The organism is Betaproteobacteria bacterium (assembly GCA_016713305.1).
Lineage (GTDB): Bacteria > Pseudomonadota > Gammaproteobacteria > Burkholderiales.
The window spans coordinates 185,771-200,444 of record JADJPK010000004.1 but is presented as its reverse complement, the minus strand read 5'-3'; the positions used below and the strand labels follow the sequence as shown (position 1 = coordinate 200,444).

Here is a 14,674-nt window from a genome sequence, read left to right as displayed (position 1 = left end):
CGCCCTACTGACCGCTCATGGCCTACGACAGCCTGATGGTGTTCACCGGCAACGCGAATCCGCGGCTTGCCGAAGACGTCTGCAAGAACCTGAACATCCACCTGGGCCGCGCCACCGTCGGGCGGTTCAGCGATGGCGAGGTGATGGTGGAACTGCTGGAGAACGTCCGCGGGAAGGACGTCTTCGTGCTGCAGTCCACCTGCAACCCCACCAACGACAGCCTGATGGAAGTGATGCTGATGGTCGACGCGCTCAAGCGTTCGTCCGCCGGGCGCATCACCGCGGCAATCCCCTACTTCGGTTATGCGCGCCAGGATCGCCGGCCGCGCTCCGCCCGGGTGGCCATCAGCGCCAAGGTCGTTGCGAACATGCTCCAGTCGGTCGGTGTCGACCGGCTGCTGACCATGGACCTGCACGCCGACCAGATCCAGGGCTTCTTCGACATCCCCGTGGACAACATCTACGCCGCACCCATTCTGCTGGGGGATGTCTGGAAGCAGGGGTTCCAGGATCTCATCGTGGTCTCGCCGGACGTCGGTGGCGTGGTTCGCGCCCGTGCCCTGGCCAAGCGCCTCGAATCCGACCTCGCCATCATCGACAAGCGCCGTCCGCGCCCCAATGTGGCGACGGTCATGAACATCATCGGCGATGTCGCCGGCCGTACCTGTCTCATCATGGACGACATGGTCGACACCGCCAACACGCTGTGCGAAGCGGCGCGCGCCCTCAAGGAAAAAGGCGCGGCCAAGGTGCTCGCCTACTGTATCCACCCGGTGCTGTCCGGCAAGGCCGTGCAGCGCATCGCGGATTCGGTGCTGGACGAGATCGTGGTCACCGACACCATTCCGCTGCGCGAGGAAGCCCGGGCGTGCCCCAAGATCCGGCAACTGGGCGTGGCCGGTCTGCTGGCCGAGACCATGCGCCGCATCAGTAACGAGGATTCCGTCTCGTCGTTGTTCATGGAGTAGGCGCCGCCTGCTCCTGAGGGTGGAATCGAAGGAAGCGTTCGCCGAACGCTTCTTCCGGTTCCGGTGAAGAATCGGTGCCCGCTGGTCGCGGCAGGCGCCGGGTCAAAGGAGAAACAACATGCAATTCGAAGTGATCGCGAGCCCGCGGTCTTTGCAGGGAACGGGTGCGAGCCGCCGCCTGCGCCGCAAGGGGCTGGTACCAGGCATCGTCTACGGAGGCGGCAAGGAACCCCAGGCCGTCGAAATCGACCATCAGGCGCTCTCGCTGCGTCTGCGCAACGAAGCGTTCCACGCCTCGGTGCTGACCATGAAGGTGGATGGCCAGGTCGACCGCGTGCTGCTGCGTGACGTGCAGATGCACCCCTACCGCCAGGAAATCCTGCACGTGGACTTCCAGCGCGTGGCCAAGGACCAGATCATCCACGTGAAGATTCCGCTGCACTTCGTCAACGCGGATGCCGCGCCTGGCGTCAAGTTCGGTCACGGCATCATCAACCACGTGATGAACGAAATCGACATCCAGTGTCTGCCCGACCACCTGCCGGAGTTCATTGCCGTGGATCTGGGTGCGATGGAACTCGGCAGCAGCGTGCACCTGGCCGACATCAAGTTCCCCGAGGGCGTGGAGTCGGTGCAGTACAAGCGCGGCGACAACGCCGTGGTGGTGACGATCCAGGTGCCGGGCGGTGCGGTGGAAGCCGAAGCCGAGACGGCGCCTTCCGCAGCCACGGTTCCCGCGACTGCGCAGAAGGCCGAGAAGAAGTAATCTCGTCCTGGTGTCGGCAAGAGGCCCGCTCGGGTGCGCCCGCAGCGGGCCTTTGCGCATCTGAACCCCTGTCACGAACGACCCCCACTCTCGAAGCTCCGGACACATGCGACTGGTCGTAGGTTTGGGCAATCCCGGCCGGGAATACGAAGCCACGCGCCACAACGCCGGGTTCTGGTTCGTGGATGCCATCGCGGACCGCGAAGGCGTTTCGCTGCGCAACGAATCGCGCTTTCACGGGCTGGTCGCGCGCATCGCACGCGGCGGGCGCGAATGCTGGCTGCTGGAGCCGTCCACCTACATGAACGCCAGCGGCCGTGCGGTGGGCGCGCTGTGCCGCTTCTACAAGATCGAACCGCAGGAGATCCTCGTCGTGCACGACGAGCTGGATCTGCCGCCCGGTGGCGTCAAGCTCAAGAAGGGCGGCGGCGCGGCCGGGCACAACGGCCTGAAGGACATCATCGCCCACATCGGCCAGGCCTTCTGGCGGCTGCGCATCGGCATCGGGCACCCGGGCGATCGCGCGCAGGTGATCAACTTCGTCCTGCAGCCGCCCCGCAAGGAAGAAATGCCCGGCATCGAATCGGCCATCAACCGCTCGATCGACGTCTGGCCCATGGTGTGGGAAGACCGTATGGAAGCCGCCATGCACGCGCTGCACACGCGCCCGGATGCGCCGGCAGCGGACGCCAAACCCACGAAGGAAAAGCAATGATGCGCGGGGAGTTTGTCGCCACACCGCTCCGCGGCATCTTCGAATCGAATCGCAACCTGCGCCTGGACGCGCGGGCCCAGGAGACATCATGAGCCTCAAATGCGGCATCGTCGGACTCCCCAACGTCGGCAAGTCCACTCTGTTCAACGCGCTCACCAAGGCGGGCATCGCGGCGGAGAACTACCCGTTCTGCACGATCGAACCCAACGTCGGCATCGTCGAGATGCCCGACCCGCGGCTGGACAAGCTGGCCGGCATCGTCAAGCCGCAGAAGGTGCTGCCCGCCACCGTGGAATTCGTGGACATCGCCGGTCTCGTGGCCGGCGCCTCGAAGGGCGAAGGCCTGGGCAACCAGTTCCTCGCGAACATCCGCGAGACCGACGCCATCGCGCACGTCGTGCGCTGCTTCGACGACCCGAACGTCGTGCACGTGGCCGGCAAGGTGGACCCGCTGTCGGATATCGAAGTCATCAACACCGAGCTCGCGCTCGCGGACCTCGCCAGTGTCGAGAAGCAGCTCGCCAAGTACACGAAGGTGGCCAAGGCCGGCGGCGACAAGGAGGCCCAGCGTCTCGTGGCCGTGCTGGAGAAGCTGCAGGTCGTGCTCGACCAGGCCAAACCCGCCCGCACGCTGGATCTCGCCAAGGAAGAGCTTGCGGTCATCAAGCAGTTCTTCTTCCTGACCATGAAGCCCACCATGTACGTGGCCAATGTCGAGGAAGGCGGCTTCGAGAACAATCCGCTGCTCGACCGCGTACGCGAACACGCCGCGAAGGAAGGCGCGCCGGTCGTCGCGATCTGCGCCGCCATGGAAGCGCAGATGGCGGACCTGTCCGACGAGGACAAGAGTCTCTTCCTCGCCGACATGGGCCTGGAGGAACCAGGCCTCAATCGCGTGATCCGCGCGGCCTACGAACTGCTGGGCCTGCAGACCTACTTCACCGCCGGCGAAAAGGAAGTGCGCGCCTGGACCATCCACCAGGGCGACACCGCGCCTCAAGCCGCCGGCGTCATCCACACCGACTTCGAGCGCGGCTTCATCCGTGCGGAAGTCATCGCCTACGACGACTTCATCACCTGCAAGGGCGAACACGGCGCCAAGGAAGCCGGAAAGATGCGGCTGGAAGGCAAGGAGTACGTCGTGCGCGACGGGGATGTGATGCACTTCAGGTTCAACGTGTGACGGCAATGCCAGCGAGTCCGGGATCTTTCTGGAATGCGTGCGATTGTCGAAGTATCGGCGGGAACCCTCACGTGTCGACCTGACACGGTCAGAAAGCCAAGCTACGCGACTCGCTATTCGCCGGGCGCAGTGCACGGGAGATGGGGTGTGACACCGGTGTGCTACATTCCCCGGACCTTCTAACTCGACCCGACCGGCTTGGATCATCATGGGCACAACGACTATTCGTATTCCCGAGCAACTCAAGGAGAGGGTCGCGCGGGCGGCAGAACGATCCGGCAAGAGTGCTCACAGTTTCATTCTCGAGGCGATCAGCGAGAAAGCCGAGTTCGAGGAGCAGAGAGTCGACTTCGTCGCCACGGCCGAGAAGCGATACGACGCCATCGTGGCATCCGGAAAGACGATCCCCTGGGCGGAAATGCGCGAATACCTTGCGCGTCGAGTGGAAGGTGAAGTGGTGCCTCGTCCCAAGGCACGACGACCTGCAAGGTGAAGAGGCCTACTCGGATTGAACTTGCGCCGGAGACAGCGAAAGATTTCGATCGCATCCTGAGTCACCTGCTGACGCATGAAGTCAACGAAGCTGCCGCCCGGATCCAGGAGATTCTTGCCGCAATCGATGTGCTCGCAACCAATCCGCTCATTGGCAGACCAGCTGAGAACGACCTGAAGGAACTCGTGATCGGCAAAGGTTCACGCGGATACGTAGCCCTCTATCGCTATGCCGAGCAGTTGGACATCGTGTACATCCTGGCGATCCGAGGCCAGAGGGAAGCCGGGTATGGAAGAGGTGTCGCTTGATTCTCGACACCGTACTTCCAGAGCCGAGGGGAACGGCGCACCAATGAGATCACCTACCGTTTCAGTGGAGGCGTGATTGCAAGACCCGTCCCCGGTCTTCGCGGGAGGCCAATTTCTGGTGCACCCTGCCAAGACGAAACCGCCGATGTGCGGCACCGTTCCGGACGCCCCGATTCCGACCAGACGCTGGCCCGGCACCCGGCTCCGATGGAGCTTCTCACGTCGCCAAGTCCGCAAGCCCATCTCAAGGCGCTGGTCCAACACTTATGTTCAGGGCTACGTGCCGAGCACCAAGGTACTTGTGATTTTTTCACATTGCACGGAGTTTCCTGACCGGCACATACTGTGACGACGTGGTGGGCGCACGTGACGGGGAGGGTGCATCGAAATGATTTTCATGCGTCTCGTTAGCGTGTCTTTCACATTACAGAGGAGGTCGAGAATGTTAGCCGTCAGACTCTTGTCGACTCTCGGTTAGAGCCCCGCGATGGTGACCAAGTGGCTTCACCTTTCGGAACTGGGCGGGGACCCATGGGTGCTGCCCATCTGGACTGCCGTGAACAAGGCCGTCGAGGCCAAGAAAGTTCAAGCACTCTCAAAGGATCAGCGGGAGTTGGGGGTCCATGTCTCTGCCCGGCTAAACATTCTTCCCCGCATTGCTAGCCGGATCAACACCGAAGCCAAGGTCCTGTGCGATATCGCGAAAACCCACAAACCCGAGCACGTCTTCACCGCTACAACGCACGGCGCCGCGCTACATGTAGATGACGATCTCAAGTACCAGCTGATCGCAGATATCAACGCCTTCCTGGTTGAAGTCAACTCCTGTGCGGAGCTGATGAGTAAGTTCCTTCAACTCCTGTACGCCCAAGCCGGAATACCCATCCCGGATAACAAGCTCACCGACATGCTTCGGCAAATACTGTCGAAATCCAATGTCTCCGGAGATTGGTTCACGATCCTCGACAGAAACAGAAATTTTGTCACCCACAACGGCACGCCGTATATCGCGATCGATGTATCGAACCAAGAGACATGGGACCTTCTGATCATGAAGGAGAATCTGGTCAAGTTCGATGACACCAAGAAGTTCTTTACGCTGTCTGAGCTAGGGGCCGTGGCGGAAGGTTTCTCTAACGCGAGGGTCGCGTTACAGAAGCATCTGATCGATCTATATGCTGGGCTCTAACTTCGCGTTCGAGCAACCAGCCGCAGGCGCGTTTCGTGTGCGTGCGGTGCCCTCCTCGCTACGCTCGTTGGCCGAAGCTCAACCCGTGCGTTAGAACTCACAGGAACCTCGTCCGATGCACGACGTCCGATTTCTCCTTAAGACGCACTATACGAATAGCCGCGCCCTAATCGTTGGCATCGATAAGTACACGAACGCTTCCCCGCTGTCCTACGCCGTTAGTGACGCAAGCGAAGTAAGCAGAATTCTCGTGGATGAGTTGGGTTTCCCCGCACCAAGCATTACATACCTGACCGACGCGGAAGCGACCAAAGACAAGATCCTCAGGGCGTATCTCCGTTTCACGGCCGAAGACATTGACATCGATGAACGTCTACTGGTTTTTTTCGCCGGGCACGGATACACGAGAACTGGGAGCCGAGGTGAGATTGGATATCTTGTCCCCTCTGATGCAGATCTGTCCGATTTGGCGACTCTTATTCGATGGGACGATTTGACTCGCAACGCTGAACTCATACGCGCGAAGCACATTTTGTTCATCATGGATGCATGCTACGGTGGCTTGGCACTGACGCGCCATCTGCAACCAGGTAGCACGCGATTTCTCAAGGACATGATGCTGCGGCATTCGCGCCAGGTGCTGACAGCTGGCAAAGCTGATGAAGTCGTCGCCGATGCTGGAGGTCCTATACCAAATCATTCCGTCTTTACGGGCCATCTCATTGAAGGACTGCGCGGAAACGCTGCAACAGCAGAGGGTGTCATTACCGCAAGTGGGTTGATGGCTTATGTATACGGAAAGGTCGCCAATGACAAGAATTCGAACCAAACTCCACACTACGGTTACTTCGACGGTGACGGCGACTTCATTGTTCGTGCACCCAATCTCACCGAACTAGAGGTACCGGAGAACAAAGATATAGATCGACTGATCGCTGTTCCATACCCCGACGAGCATGCACAACCGGAAACAACAGCGACCAAGGTTCGTCGGGTAAAGGCCCTGCTGGCAACGGATTCTGCGTCGATAGAATTGCATGACTTCCTCATTGACGAAGTGCGCCAGTTTCTGGCCGCTACGTCGGAGGACGACTTCCTCGCTGAAGGCCATTTTTCGCAAGAAGAGTTCTTGCGCCGTCTTACACGCTACGAAGAGGTTAGCGCAGATATTGCGGTCCTACTCGCGTGCGTTAGCTATTGGGCAAAGCCAATTCACAAGGCCACGTTGCAGAAGATACTCGCGCGTTCCGCAGACCGATTAGAGCTGCAAGGTGGATTGGCCGTTTGGCTGGCGTTGCGCTGGTATCCGCTGCTTCTGGAACTGTACAGCTCGGGTATCGCCGCCGTCGATGGGCAACGCTTTGATTCCCTGGCAACCATCTTCTACACGCCCATTCTCACATCAGAGTATCAGGATCGAACAGAAACGTTCGTGGAAAGAACGGGGCGAGGCTTGCTTGAACTGCATCGAAGTAGTGTCCTCAAGCAGATCCCCGGGCACGAAAAGAACTATGTCCCACTAAGCGAGTATCTCTTCAAGATTCTTCAGCCTAAATTGGACGATGTCCTGTTCCTTGGGAAGAACTACGAGCAGGCTTTTGATGCCTTTGAAGTCTTCTTTGCGCTCGCCATTGCTGACATCGACCTCCTTCGGGGTGGTAGTGGTTGGGGCCCGGTTGGTCGATTCGGTTGGAAGCACAAGTCTCGCGACAATGGTCCACTCGCTAGAGTCGTAGCGGAGGGCCGTGCGCAGCAAACTGCGTGGCCGCCGATCCAAGCAGGGCTATTCGGCGGGAGTTCCGAGCGATTCGAAGCCGTCGCGGCAGCGTATACGGCAGGCATCTCCAAGCTGGGGTGGTGGTGAGTTCTAAGTCCCAATAACCAGCCCTCTACGAGCAGGCGAAGCCCACTCGTGGAGGGCTGGCTAGCGGGATCGTTGGGCCCCGCTACCGGAACTGTGACTCCCGAACAAGTTTTCCAGAACGAACTTGAAGTCTTCCGTACTGAGGCGGAGGCAGGGACGCAATTCTTCTACGCCTACCTCACGGTGCATGCTGTCGCAGCGGGAGACAGCCAAGTTCACCGTACACTGAACTCAGCTCCTCTCTTCTGGAACACTACCCTTGGTGCGCTACAGACTGCCACATTCATCGTACTCGGGCGCGTGTTCGATCAAGACTCGCCGCACAATATTGATAAGGTTCTAAGCATTTCTCAGCGGCATCCGGAGATCTTTGGAACGGCGGCACTAGCAAAGCGAAAGCAGGGTTCAAGTAAAGCACGTCCAGACTGGCTTGATGGATACCTTGAAAGTGTCTATGTTCCAAAAGCGTCGGACTTCCGCCGGCCGCGGAGATACGTGAGGGAAAAGCGCAAGATCTACGACCGTAGCTATCGCGATCTACGACGCAAGGTGTTCGCGCATAGGGAACTCAGTGAACGCGCGGCGGTAGAGGCGCACTTCGCCGGAACCAACATTCGGGAGCTTCAACGCCTGTTCGCGTTCCTCAATTCGTTTCACGAAACCATGTGGCAGCTCTTCTTGAACGGTCGTAAGCCCAATCTTCGCCCGCGTCGCTACTCCGTGAAAAGGATGCGAGACTTTCCGTCACCTGAAGAGCGACGGAAGGGAGTGCAAGAGCGCATTGTTCGAGAAGCGGAGGCGTTTCTGTTGGCTGCAGCCCGCGTGGCCCAACCCTCAGTTCGACCGGACCGTTCAATTGCGGTGCTTCGTGCCAGTGTTGAACGGTCCGGTCATTAGACGCGTTATCCCTCTCTCAATGATCCACCCCCCTGACATCATCGGCCGAGGATTCGAGTCGAGAGATCTCGACTACAAGGGTCCGTGCGCCTGGGATGAGGGCGACAAGAAAGCCTGTTGCGAGATCGTGCAGTTAGTGTCAGGTCCTGCATTCACGTATCGCGCTGAATCGCCCCGCGTTTCCCGGAGACCTCCGGGTCGGAGCTGGGCCGCCCTGGTCGATTTTCGTTCCTACTGATCGCACGACCGCTCCCAACTCTGCCGACGACAAATCGCTAATTGGCTGCGGGAGTCGGCGGGGGTTGAACTGGTTGACCCCTTCGGGCGTCGACTACTCAACCTCGTATACCGCTTTCCAGGGGCCCCGCGGTCGAATCACTTGCGCGCAGTCTGGAACGGATTGAGCACCTGGACTTTGAACTGCTTGAAGTCGGCAACGTAGCGTGTGACAACGGTCAATTTGTGAACTCTTGCCGTCGCAGCAATCATTGCGACCTCATAGAGAGCGTCGGACGCGCCGTGCATGAGCCGAGCTCACGTCTGCCGCACGTCATCCCCGTCCCAAGGGTCGCCTTGCGGCGCCACAACACAGCAGGAGGGCTCGAATGAAAGCTGCGCAACTCATTGCCATCGGTCCCGCGGAGAAGTCCGTCCAGTGCATCGACGTCCCAGATCCCGGCGCGCCGGGTCCCGGTGAAGTGCTGGTCGACGTCGTCGCCTGCTCCATCAATCCGGCGGACATCCTGTCTATCGAAGGCAACTACGCATCGAAGCCGGCACCGCCGTGTCCGCTGGGCATCGAGGGCGCGGGCACGGTCGCGGCGGTGGGGAGGGCGTGACCCACCTGAAGGTCGGCGACAAGGTCATGAGCCTGGTACGCACCAACTGGGTTCAGCGCATCCGCGACAAGGCGCAGGCGTTCGTGCGGCTGCCACCGGAGGTGGATCTCGCACAGGCCGCGATGTTGAAGGTGAACGTCGCCACAGCGCACATGATGCTCATCAGCTACGTGGACTTGAAGCCCGGCGACTGGGTGATCCAGAACGCCGCCAACTCCGGCGTCGGAGTGGATCTGATCCGGCTGGCAAAGGTCAGCGGCGTGCGCACGGTGAACGTCGTGCGCAGAGCCGCACTCGTCGATGAGTTGAAGCAGATGGGCGCTGACTTGGTGGTCGTCGACGGCCCTGATCTCGCGCGGCGTGTCGCCGAGGCCACGGGCGGTGCGGAGATCAGGCTCGGCATCGATGCCGTCGCCGGCGCCGCGGCGGGACGTCTCGCGCAATGCGTGGCCGAGGGCGGCACGGTCGTCAACTACGGTCTGATGTCCGGCGAGCCCATCCAGGTCGACGCGTTCCAGTTCGTGTTCCGCGACCTCCATCTGGTCGGATTCTGGCTGGCCAAGGTGATGCGGAACATGGCTTTCGAGGAGATCCAGGCCATGTACGCGAAGCTCGCGGAGCGGCTCGTCGACGATACCCTCCATGTGGCGGTCGAGGCCAGCTATCCGCTGACGCAAGTGGCCGAAGCTCTGGCCCACGCCAAACGGGAGTCGCGCGGGGGGAAGGTGCAGTTGCGGCCCAACGCTTAGGCCGCCGGGGCCGGGCCTTCGCGTCCCGACCGCGGAGTGGCGTGGCACCGATTGGAGGGCTGCATGAGTGAGACTGGGCAGGTGTGCCGCACAATGCGTCTCCCCGGACAGGGCGACGTTTCTCCAGTTTCGCCCGTCACGAACTCGCCGCGCGACTTGCCCGCGAGGTCGGCAGCCTCGCTGCGGGACTTGCCCGTGACGACGCCGCTCGCGAGCGAGAATGGGGCAGCCCGCCGAGCCCCTCGCGCGCGTAGCCGCACTTCGTGAATCCGATGTAGGCGAAATTATTATTTTCCCTTACACTCGAAACCAGACGGGAAGTTGTCTTCGCTCTCTGCTTGATCCCGGCTCCGTGTGCAACCTGACCGGACACATGGTTCGCATCCACCGATGCTGTCTCGGCGGCTTCGGTGGGTCCTTTTCGGAGGAATTGTCGAGCGATGCACGAACTTCCGTCGGAATGGCTGGCGCTTTGCGTAGCCGTGACTTTGCTGGGCGCACGGCACGGGCTCGATGCCGATCACCTCGCAGCAATCGACGGCCTCACACGACACAATCGTGCCCGGAATCGCGCCTTTGCCCGCTACTGCGGCGCGCTGTTCTCCCTCGGTCACGGGATCGTCGTCATCGCGATCGCAATCGCCGTGGCAGCGGCGCGAACACGCTGGACTCCCCCCGGGTGGCTGGACCTGACAGGCGCGTGGATCTCCATCGGCTTCCTGAGCGCGTTGGGTTTGGCCAATCTGTTTGCTGTGGTCCGTGCTGCCCCGGGCGAACCGGTGGCGCCGGTCGCGATGAAGACAGCGCTTCTGCGCCCGCTGCAGCGGGCGGGGCGCCCGTACTCCGTGGCGCTGGTGGGCGCGCTGTTCGCGATTTCGTTCGATACCGTCAGCCAGGCCGCCCTGTTCGGCTTCGCGGCCACCCAGTTCGGTGGCGTGCAGCACGGCATCGTCCTCGGTCTCCTGTTCACGGCCGGCATGGCGGCGACCGATGCGGCGAACGGACTGTGGATTTCGCGCCTCCTCGCGCGGGCCGACACCCGGGTCGCACGCGCCAGTCGAGTCCTCGGTCTCGCCATCGCGGGCGTGAGCCTCATGGTGGCCGGGGTCGGCGCAGCGAAACTGCTGTCGGCCGACTTCGAACAGTGGAGCGCGGACAAGGGCACCGTGCTCGGGGTGGCGGTGCTGGTGGTGGTGCTGGGTGCATTCCTCGCCGGTACGCTGCGGCAGCCGGGCGTCGGCAAGGTGGTCTCGGAATGAAGCGGGACGGCAGGTGCCTGCCGTTCCACCCGCTCGACTCGGGCCGATCCCCGAGGGCGCGCATCGGCCCGCAGCCCATCCTGACCATCGTGCGCGCTTCTCCGGGCTGCGTCACAGACATGGCGGGCATCCGCCTGTGGTGGGCCGTTGTCGCGATCTGGGTTGCGCTGGCATCACCCGCGCAGGCGATCCTGACCGAAGAGAACAGCGGACTCGATCAGGATCCGAACTTCCGCGCGGCGAAACAGGCGGTGATGGATCAAGACTGGGATGCCGCCGTGACAGCCCTGGGTCTGGTGGTCGCGGACCGACCGGACAGTGCGGATGCGCACGCCTGGCTCGGCTACAGCCTGCGGCGCGCCGGCAGGTTCGATGCGGCGCTGCGGGCCTATGGCGAAGCGCTGCGTTTGTCGCCCCGGCATCTCGCCGCACGCGAGTATCTCGGCGAGGCGTATCTCGCCCTGGATCGCCGTGCCGACGCCGAGCTGCAATTGCGCGAGTTGGATCGCCTCTGCGGGGTCACCTCTTGCGAAGAGGCGCGGCAACTGCGGCGCGCCATCGAGGAGCACGTACCGGTCCGGTCGGGCCATGACCCCGGTTCGCAGCGCTGACGGTTTCGTAGGTAGGACACAAGAGGGTGGTTTGTTGTAGTCGACAGGGTGGAGTTTCACGCTCCAGTCACCTTGCACTTCCGTGTCGGCATGACGCAGCCAACAGACAGAGCTGCGCTTGCCGTTTCCGGCAGTCAGGGATCTCAGTGCAGTAAAGTCATCAACAACAGGAGAGGGCAAAATGAGCAAGAGTAGCGGCATCACCCGAATGTTGAAGGTTCTCGGTACGGCGGCGGTCCTCGCAGCTGCCCTCAGCCAGTCCGCAGTGGCACAGACGAAGGGCGTGAAGCTCTACGTCTTCAGTTCCGGCGCACTTACCATCGGCAAGGGGATTCTGCAGAACCTCGCGCCGAACGATCCGCCCATCCAGATTCCGGTGGGTTTCTTCGTCATCAAGCATCCGAAGGGCACCGTGCTCTTCGATACCGGCAACAACGACAAGATCATCACCGACGGCAGCTACTGGGGGCCGGCCATCAAGGCCCTGAACCCCGTACGCACCCCGGACGTGGCCATCGACGTGCAACTGGCGAAGATCGGCGTCAAGCCGGATGACGTGACCTACGTGGTGCCGAGCCACCTTCACCTGGATCACGGCGGCAACATCGCCAAGTTCCCCAACTCGACGCTCCTGATCCAGCGCGACGAGATCAAGAACGCGTTCTGGCCCGACGACAACACGCAGGGACCTTACATCTACGACGACTTCGGCTATCTGCGCCAGGGCCGCTATGACGCGCCGCTGCCCAATCGCGGCAAGCTGGTGCAGCTCGATGGCGACCTCGACCTGTTCCGCGACGGCAGCGTCATGATCAAGAAGTGGCCCGGTCACACGCCTGGCAGCCAGATGATCGTGCTGCGCCTGGCCAAGACGGGTACGCTGGTGCTGACGGCCGACACGATCTACTTCCGCGAGAACGTCGAGAAGAACCTCCCGCCGAACGTGATCCTGGCCTGGAACCCCACCGGGATCCTGCGGGCCTACGAGTACGTCCGCTTCCTGCAGGCGACGGAGAACGCCGACTACTTCACCTCGCACGACCCGGACGCCTTCAAGGCGATGAAGAAGGCTCCCGAGTACTACGAGTGATCTGAAGCGGGCATCGGGGCGCGTTGCGGCGCGCCCCGCCTGTTTCATTGCGCGCGGGGTTCACTACCCCCGCGTTCCATTTTTCGTTCCCTTGCAGCCAGAAAATGTCCCGGGTCCTCGAGATAGACCACCTCACGAAGCGCTATGGTCGCCGCGTTGCCGTGGATGACGTGAGCTTCAACCTGGAGGCGCACGAGGTGCTGGGCCTCCTCGGGCCGAACGGCTCCGGCAAGAGCACCATCCTGCGCGTACTCACGGGCTACCTGCGGCCCACCTCCGGCAGCGTGCGCATCTCCGGGATCGACGTGTCGAAGGATTCCCTGGCCGCCCGTCGCGAGGTCGGCTATGTGCCCGAGGACGTGCCGCTCTACACGACCATGGATGTGGATGAGTTCCTGCGCTTCATGGGCAGCATCAAGGGGCTGTACGGTGCCGCGCTGACCGCTGCGGTCGACAGTGCGGTGCAACGGCTGTCGCTGCAGAGCGTCCGGCGGCTCGCGATCGCCAAGCTCTCCCGCGGGTTTCGGCAACGGGTGGCAATCGCCCAGGCACTGCTCGGGGCTCCGACCCTGCTCGTCCTCGACGAACCGACCAACGGGCTCGATCCGCGGCAGATCATCGAGATCCGGGAGATGATCGGCGATCTCGCAAAGACCCACACCGTGCTGGTGACTTCGCACATCCTCGGCGAGATCGAGAAGGTGGCACAGCGCGTGGCGATCCTGCTTGGCGGCAAGCTGCTCGCCCTCGACACACTCGCGGCGCGGGGCGACCGGCGCGTGCGCGTACGCATCGACGGCGCTTCACCCGACGCCGCCGTCGCAGCGCTGGCGGGTCTCGACGGGGCAGTGCTGCACGCGGCCAGCGCGGCCGCGTCTGCCGGCCAGCAAATTCTGACCATCGATCTGGAGGAGGCCGGCGTGGTGCGCGAGGTGGTAGCCCGGCTGGTCGGTGCGGGCATCGGTATCCATGAGGTGGGTGCCGCGGCGTCCGACCTCGAGACGCGCTTCCTGCAACTCACCGGTCGGGGTGCCGCGCCATGAGTGTCTTCGTGCCGCTTCTGCGCAAGGAATCCAAGGCGTTGTTCTCGTCACCCGTCGCCTGGGCGCTGATCGCCGTGTTCCTGCTGCTGATGGGTTTCAGCTTCGCCGCCACGCTGTTCCTCACCAAGAGCGCAACGCTGATCCACGTGCTGTTCCAGGCCTCGGTGCTGCTGTTGCTGATCATTCCCGTGATCACCATGCGCCTGTTCGCGGAGGAACGCCGGCAGGGCACTCTGGAACTGCTGCTGACTGCGCCCGTCTCCGAGATCGAGATCGTGCTCGCCAAGTGGCTGGCGAGCTTCGCCGTGATCGTCGCGATGCTCGCGCCCACGCTGCTCTACGTGGTGATCCTGGGTCAGTTCTCCGACCCCGACCTCGGGCCTATCTACAGCGGCTATCTCGGCCTGCTGCTGCTGGCGGCGGGCTTGCTCGCCGTCGGGCTCGCGATTTCGGCGATGACGGCGAATCAGGTCGTCGCCGCCACCATCTCGCTCGGCGTCTTCCTGCTGCTCTGGATGGTCGATTCCCTCGGCGCACTGCTGCCAGATCCGTACGACCAGATCGTCACGAACGCGTCGCTGCTGGCGCACTTCACACCGTTCGCGACCGGTGCCCTGTATCTGTCCGACCTCGGATTCTTCATCGCGCTTACGCTCTTCGGCCTGTTCCTGAGCCTGCGTTCGCTGGAGCGGCGCTGAGC

General features: G+C 62.2%; 16 protein-coding genes and 1 pseudogene. 16 read left to right on the top strand and 1 reads right to left on the bottom strand.

The features are described from left to right. Nucleotides 1-17: 17 nt before the first annotated feature. From IPK20_01555 to IPK20_01515, 9 genes are all read left to right on the top strand, one after another. A complete protein-coding gene (locus IPK20_01555) occupies nucleotides 18-968 on the top strand; it encodes a ribose-phosphate pyrophosphokinase (GenBank protein MBK8015501.1) in 951 nt (316 codons plus the stop codon). Between the two features lie 118 nt (nucleotides 969-1,086). Next, the gene (locus IPK20_01550) at nucleotides 1,087-1,734 is read left to right on the top strand and encodes a 50S ribosomal protein L25/general stress protein Ctc (GenBank protein ID MBK8015500.1); all 648 of its coding nucleotides are present in this window, start codon (nucleotides 1,087-1,089) and stop codon (nucleotides 1,732-1,734) included. Nucleotides 1,735-1,840: 106 nt separating this feature from the next. After that, on the top strand, nucleotides 1,841-2,449 hold the full coding sequence (pth, locus tag IPK20_01545) for an aminoacyl-tRNA hydrolase (protein MBK8015499.1): 609 nt from the start codon (nucleotides 1,841-1,843) through the stop codon (nucleotides 2,447-2,449). 88 nt (nucleotides 2,450-2,537) lie between these two features. Beyond that, nucleotides 2,538-3,632, top strand: coding sequence for a redox-regulated ATPase YchF (gene ychF, locus IPK20_01540; protein ID MBK8015498.1), 1,095 nt, complete (start codon nucleotides 2,538-2,540; stop codon nucleotides 3,630-3,632). Nucleotides 3,633-3,840: 208 nt separating this feature from the next. After that, a complete protein-coding gene (locus tag IPK20_01535) occupies nucleotides 3,841-4,125 on the top strand; it encodes a ribbon-helix-helix protein, CopG family (GenBank protein MBK8015497.1) in 285 nt (94 codons plus the stop codon). Between the two features lie 14 nt (nucleotides 4,126-4,139). After that, nucleotides 4,140-4,433, top strand: coding sequence for a type II toxin-antitoxin system RelE/ParE family toxin (locus tag IPK20_01530; protein ID MBK8015496.1), 294 nt, complete (start codon nucleotides 4,140-4,142; stop codon nucleotides 4,431-4,433). Between the two features lie 487 nt (nucleotides 4,434-4,920). After that, nucleotides 4,921-5,622 (top strand): hypothetical protein, encoded by a 702-nt coding sequence (locus tag IPK20_01525; protein ID MBK8015495.1) that lies wholly within the window; start codon nucleotides 4,921-4,923, stop codon nucleotides 5,620-5,622. 115 nt (nucleotides 5,623-5,737) lie between these two features. Further along, a complete protein-coding gene (locus IPK20_01520; protein ID MBK8015494.1) occupies nucleotides 5,738-7,486 on the top strand; it encodes a caspase family protein in 1,749 nt (582 codons plus the stop codon). A gap of 93 nt (nucleotides 7,487-7,579) precedes the next feature. Then, nucleotides 7,580-8,383, top strand: coding sequence for a hypothetical protein (locus IPK20_01515; GenBank protein MBK8015493.1), 804 nt, complete (start codon nucleotides 7,580-7,582; stop codon nucleotides 8,381-8,383). A gap of 375 nt (nucleotides 8,384-8,758) precedes the next feature. Here IPK20_01515 and IPK20_01510 read toward each other — a convergent pair. Continuing rightward, nucleotides 8,759-8,929, bottom strand: a pseudogene (locus IPK20_01510) (VapC toxin family PIN domain ribonuclease). 59 nt (nucleotides 8,930-8,988) lie between these two features. On the opposite strand from IPK20_01510, the gene IPK20_01505 reads away from it, so the two are divergent. From IPK20_01505 to IPK20_01475, 7 genes are all read left to right on the top strand, one after another. After that, a complete protein-coding gene (locus IPK20_01505) occupies nucleotides 8,989-9,222 on the top strand; it encodes an alcohol dehydrogenase catalytic domain-containing protein (GenBank protein ID MBK8015492.1) in 234 nt (77 codons plus the stop codon). Then, complete coding sequence (locus IPK20_01500; GenBank protein MBK8015491.1) at nucleotides 9,219-9,971, top strand: zinc-dependent alcohol dehydrogenase family protein; 753 nt, start codon at nucleotides 9,219-9,221, stop codon at nucleotides 9,969-9,971. The genes IPK20_01505 and IPK20_01500 overlap by 4 nt, the downstream gene beginning before the upstream one ends. Before the next feature lie 440 nt (nucleotides 9,972-10,411). Further along, nucleotides 10,412-11,230, top strand: coding sequence for a nickel transporter (locus tag IPK20_01495; GenBank protein ID MBK8015490.1), 819 nt, complete (start codon nucleotides 10,412-10,414; stop codon nucleotides 11,228-11,230). Between the two features lie 119 nt (nucleotides 11,231-11,349). After that, a complete protein-coding gene (locus IPK20_01490; GenBank protein MBK8015489.1) occupies nucleotides 11,350-11,841 on the top strand; it encodes a tetratricopeptide repeat protein in 492 nt (163 codons plus the stop codon). A gap of 181 nt (nucleotides 11,842-12,022) precedes the next feature. Beyond that, on the top strand, nucleotides 12,023-12,931 hold the full coding sequence (locus IPK20_01485; GenBank protein ID MBK8015488.1) for an N-acyl homoserine lactonase family protein: 909 nt from the start codon (nucleotides 12,023-12,025) through the stop codon (nucleotides 12,929-12,931). Between the two features lie 104 nt (nucleotides 12,932-13,035). Next, the gene (locus tag IPK20_01480; GenBank protein ID MBK8015487.1) at nucleotides 13,036-13,974 is read left to right on the top strand and encodes an ABC transporter ATP-binding protein; all 939 of its coding nucleotides are present in this window, start codon (nucleotides 13,036-13,038) and stop codon (nucleotides 13,972-13,974) included. Beyond that, nucleotides 13,971-14,672, top strand: a complete 702-nt coding sequence (locus IPK20_01475) for an ABC transporter permease subunit (GenBank protein ID MBK8015486.1) — start codon at nucleotides 13,971-13,973, stop codon at nucleotides 14,670-14,672. Before IPK20_01480 ends, IPK20_01475 begins: the two co-directional genes overlap by 4 nt. Nucleotides 14,673-14,674: the final 2 nt, after the last annotated feature.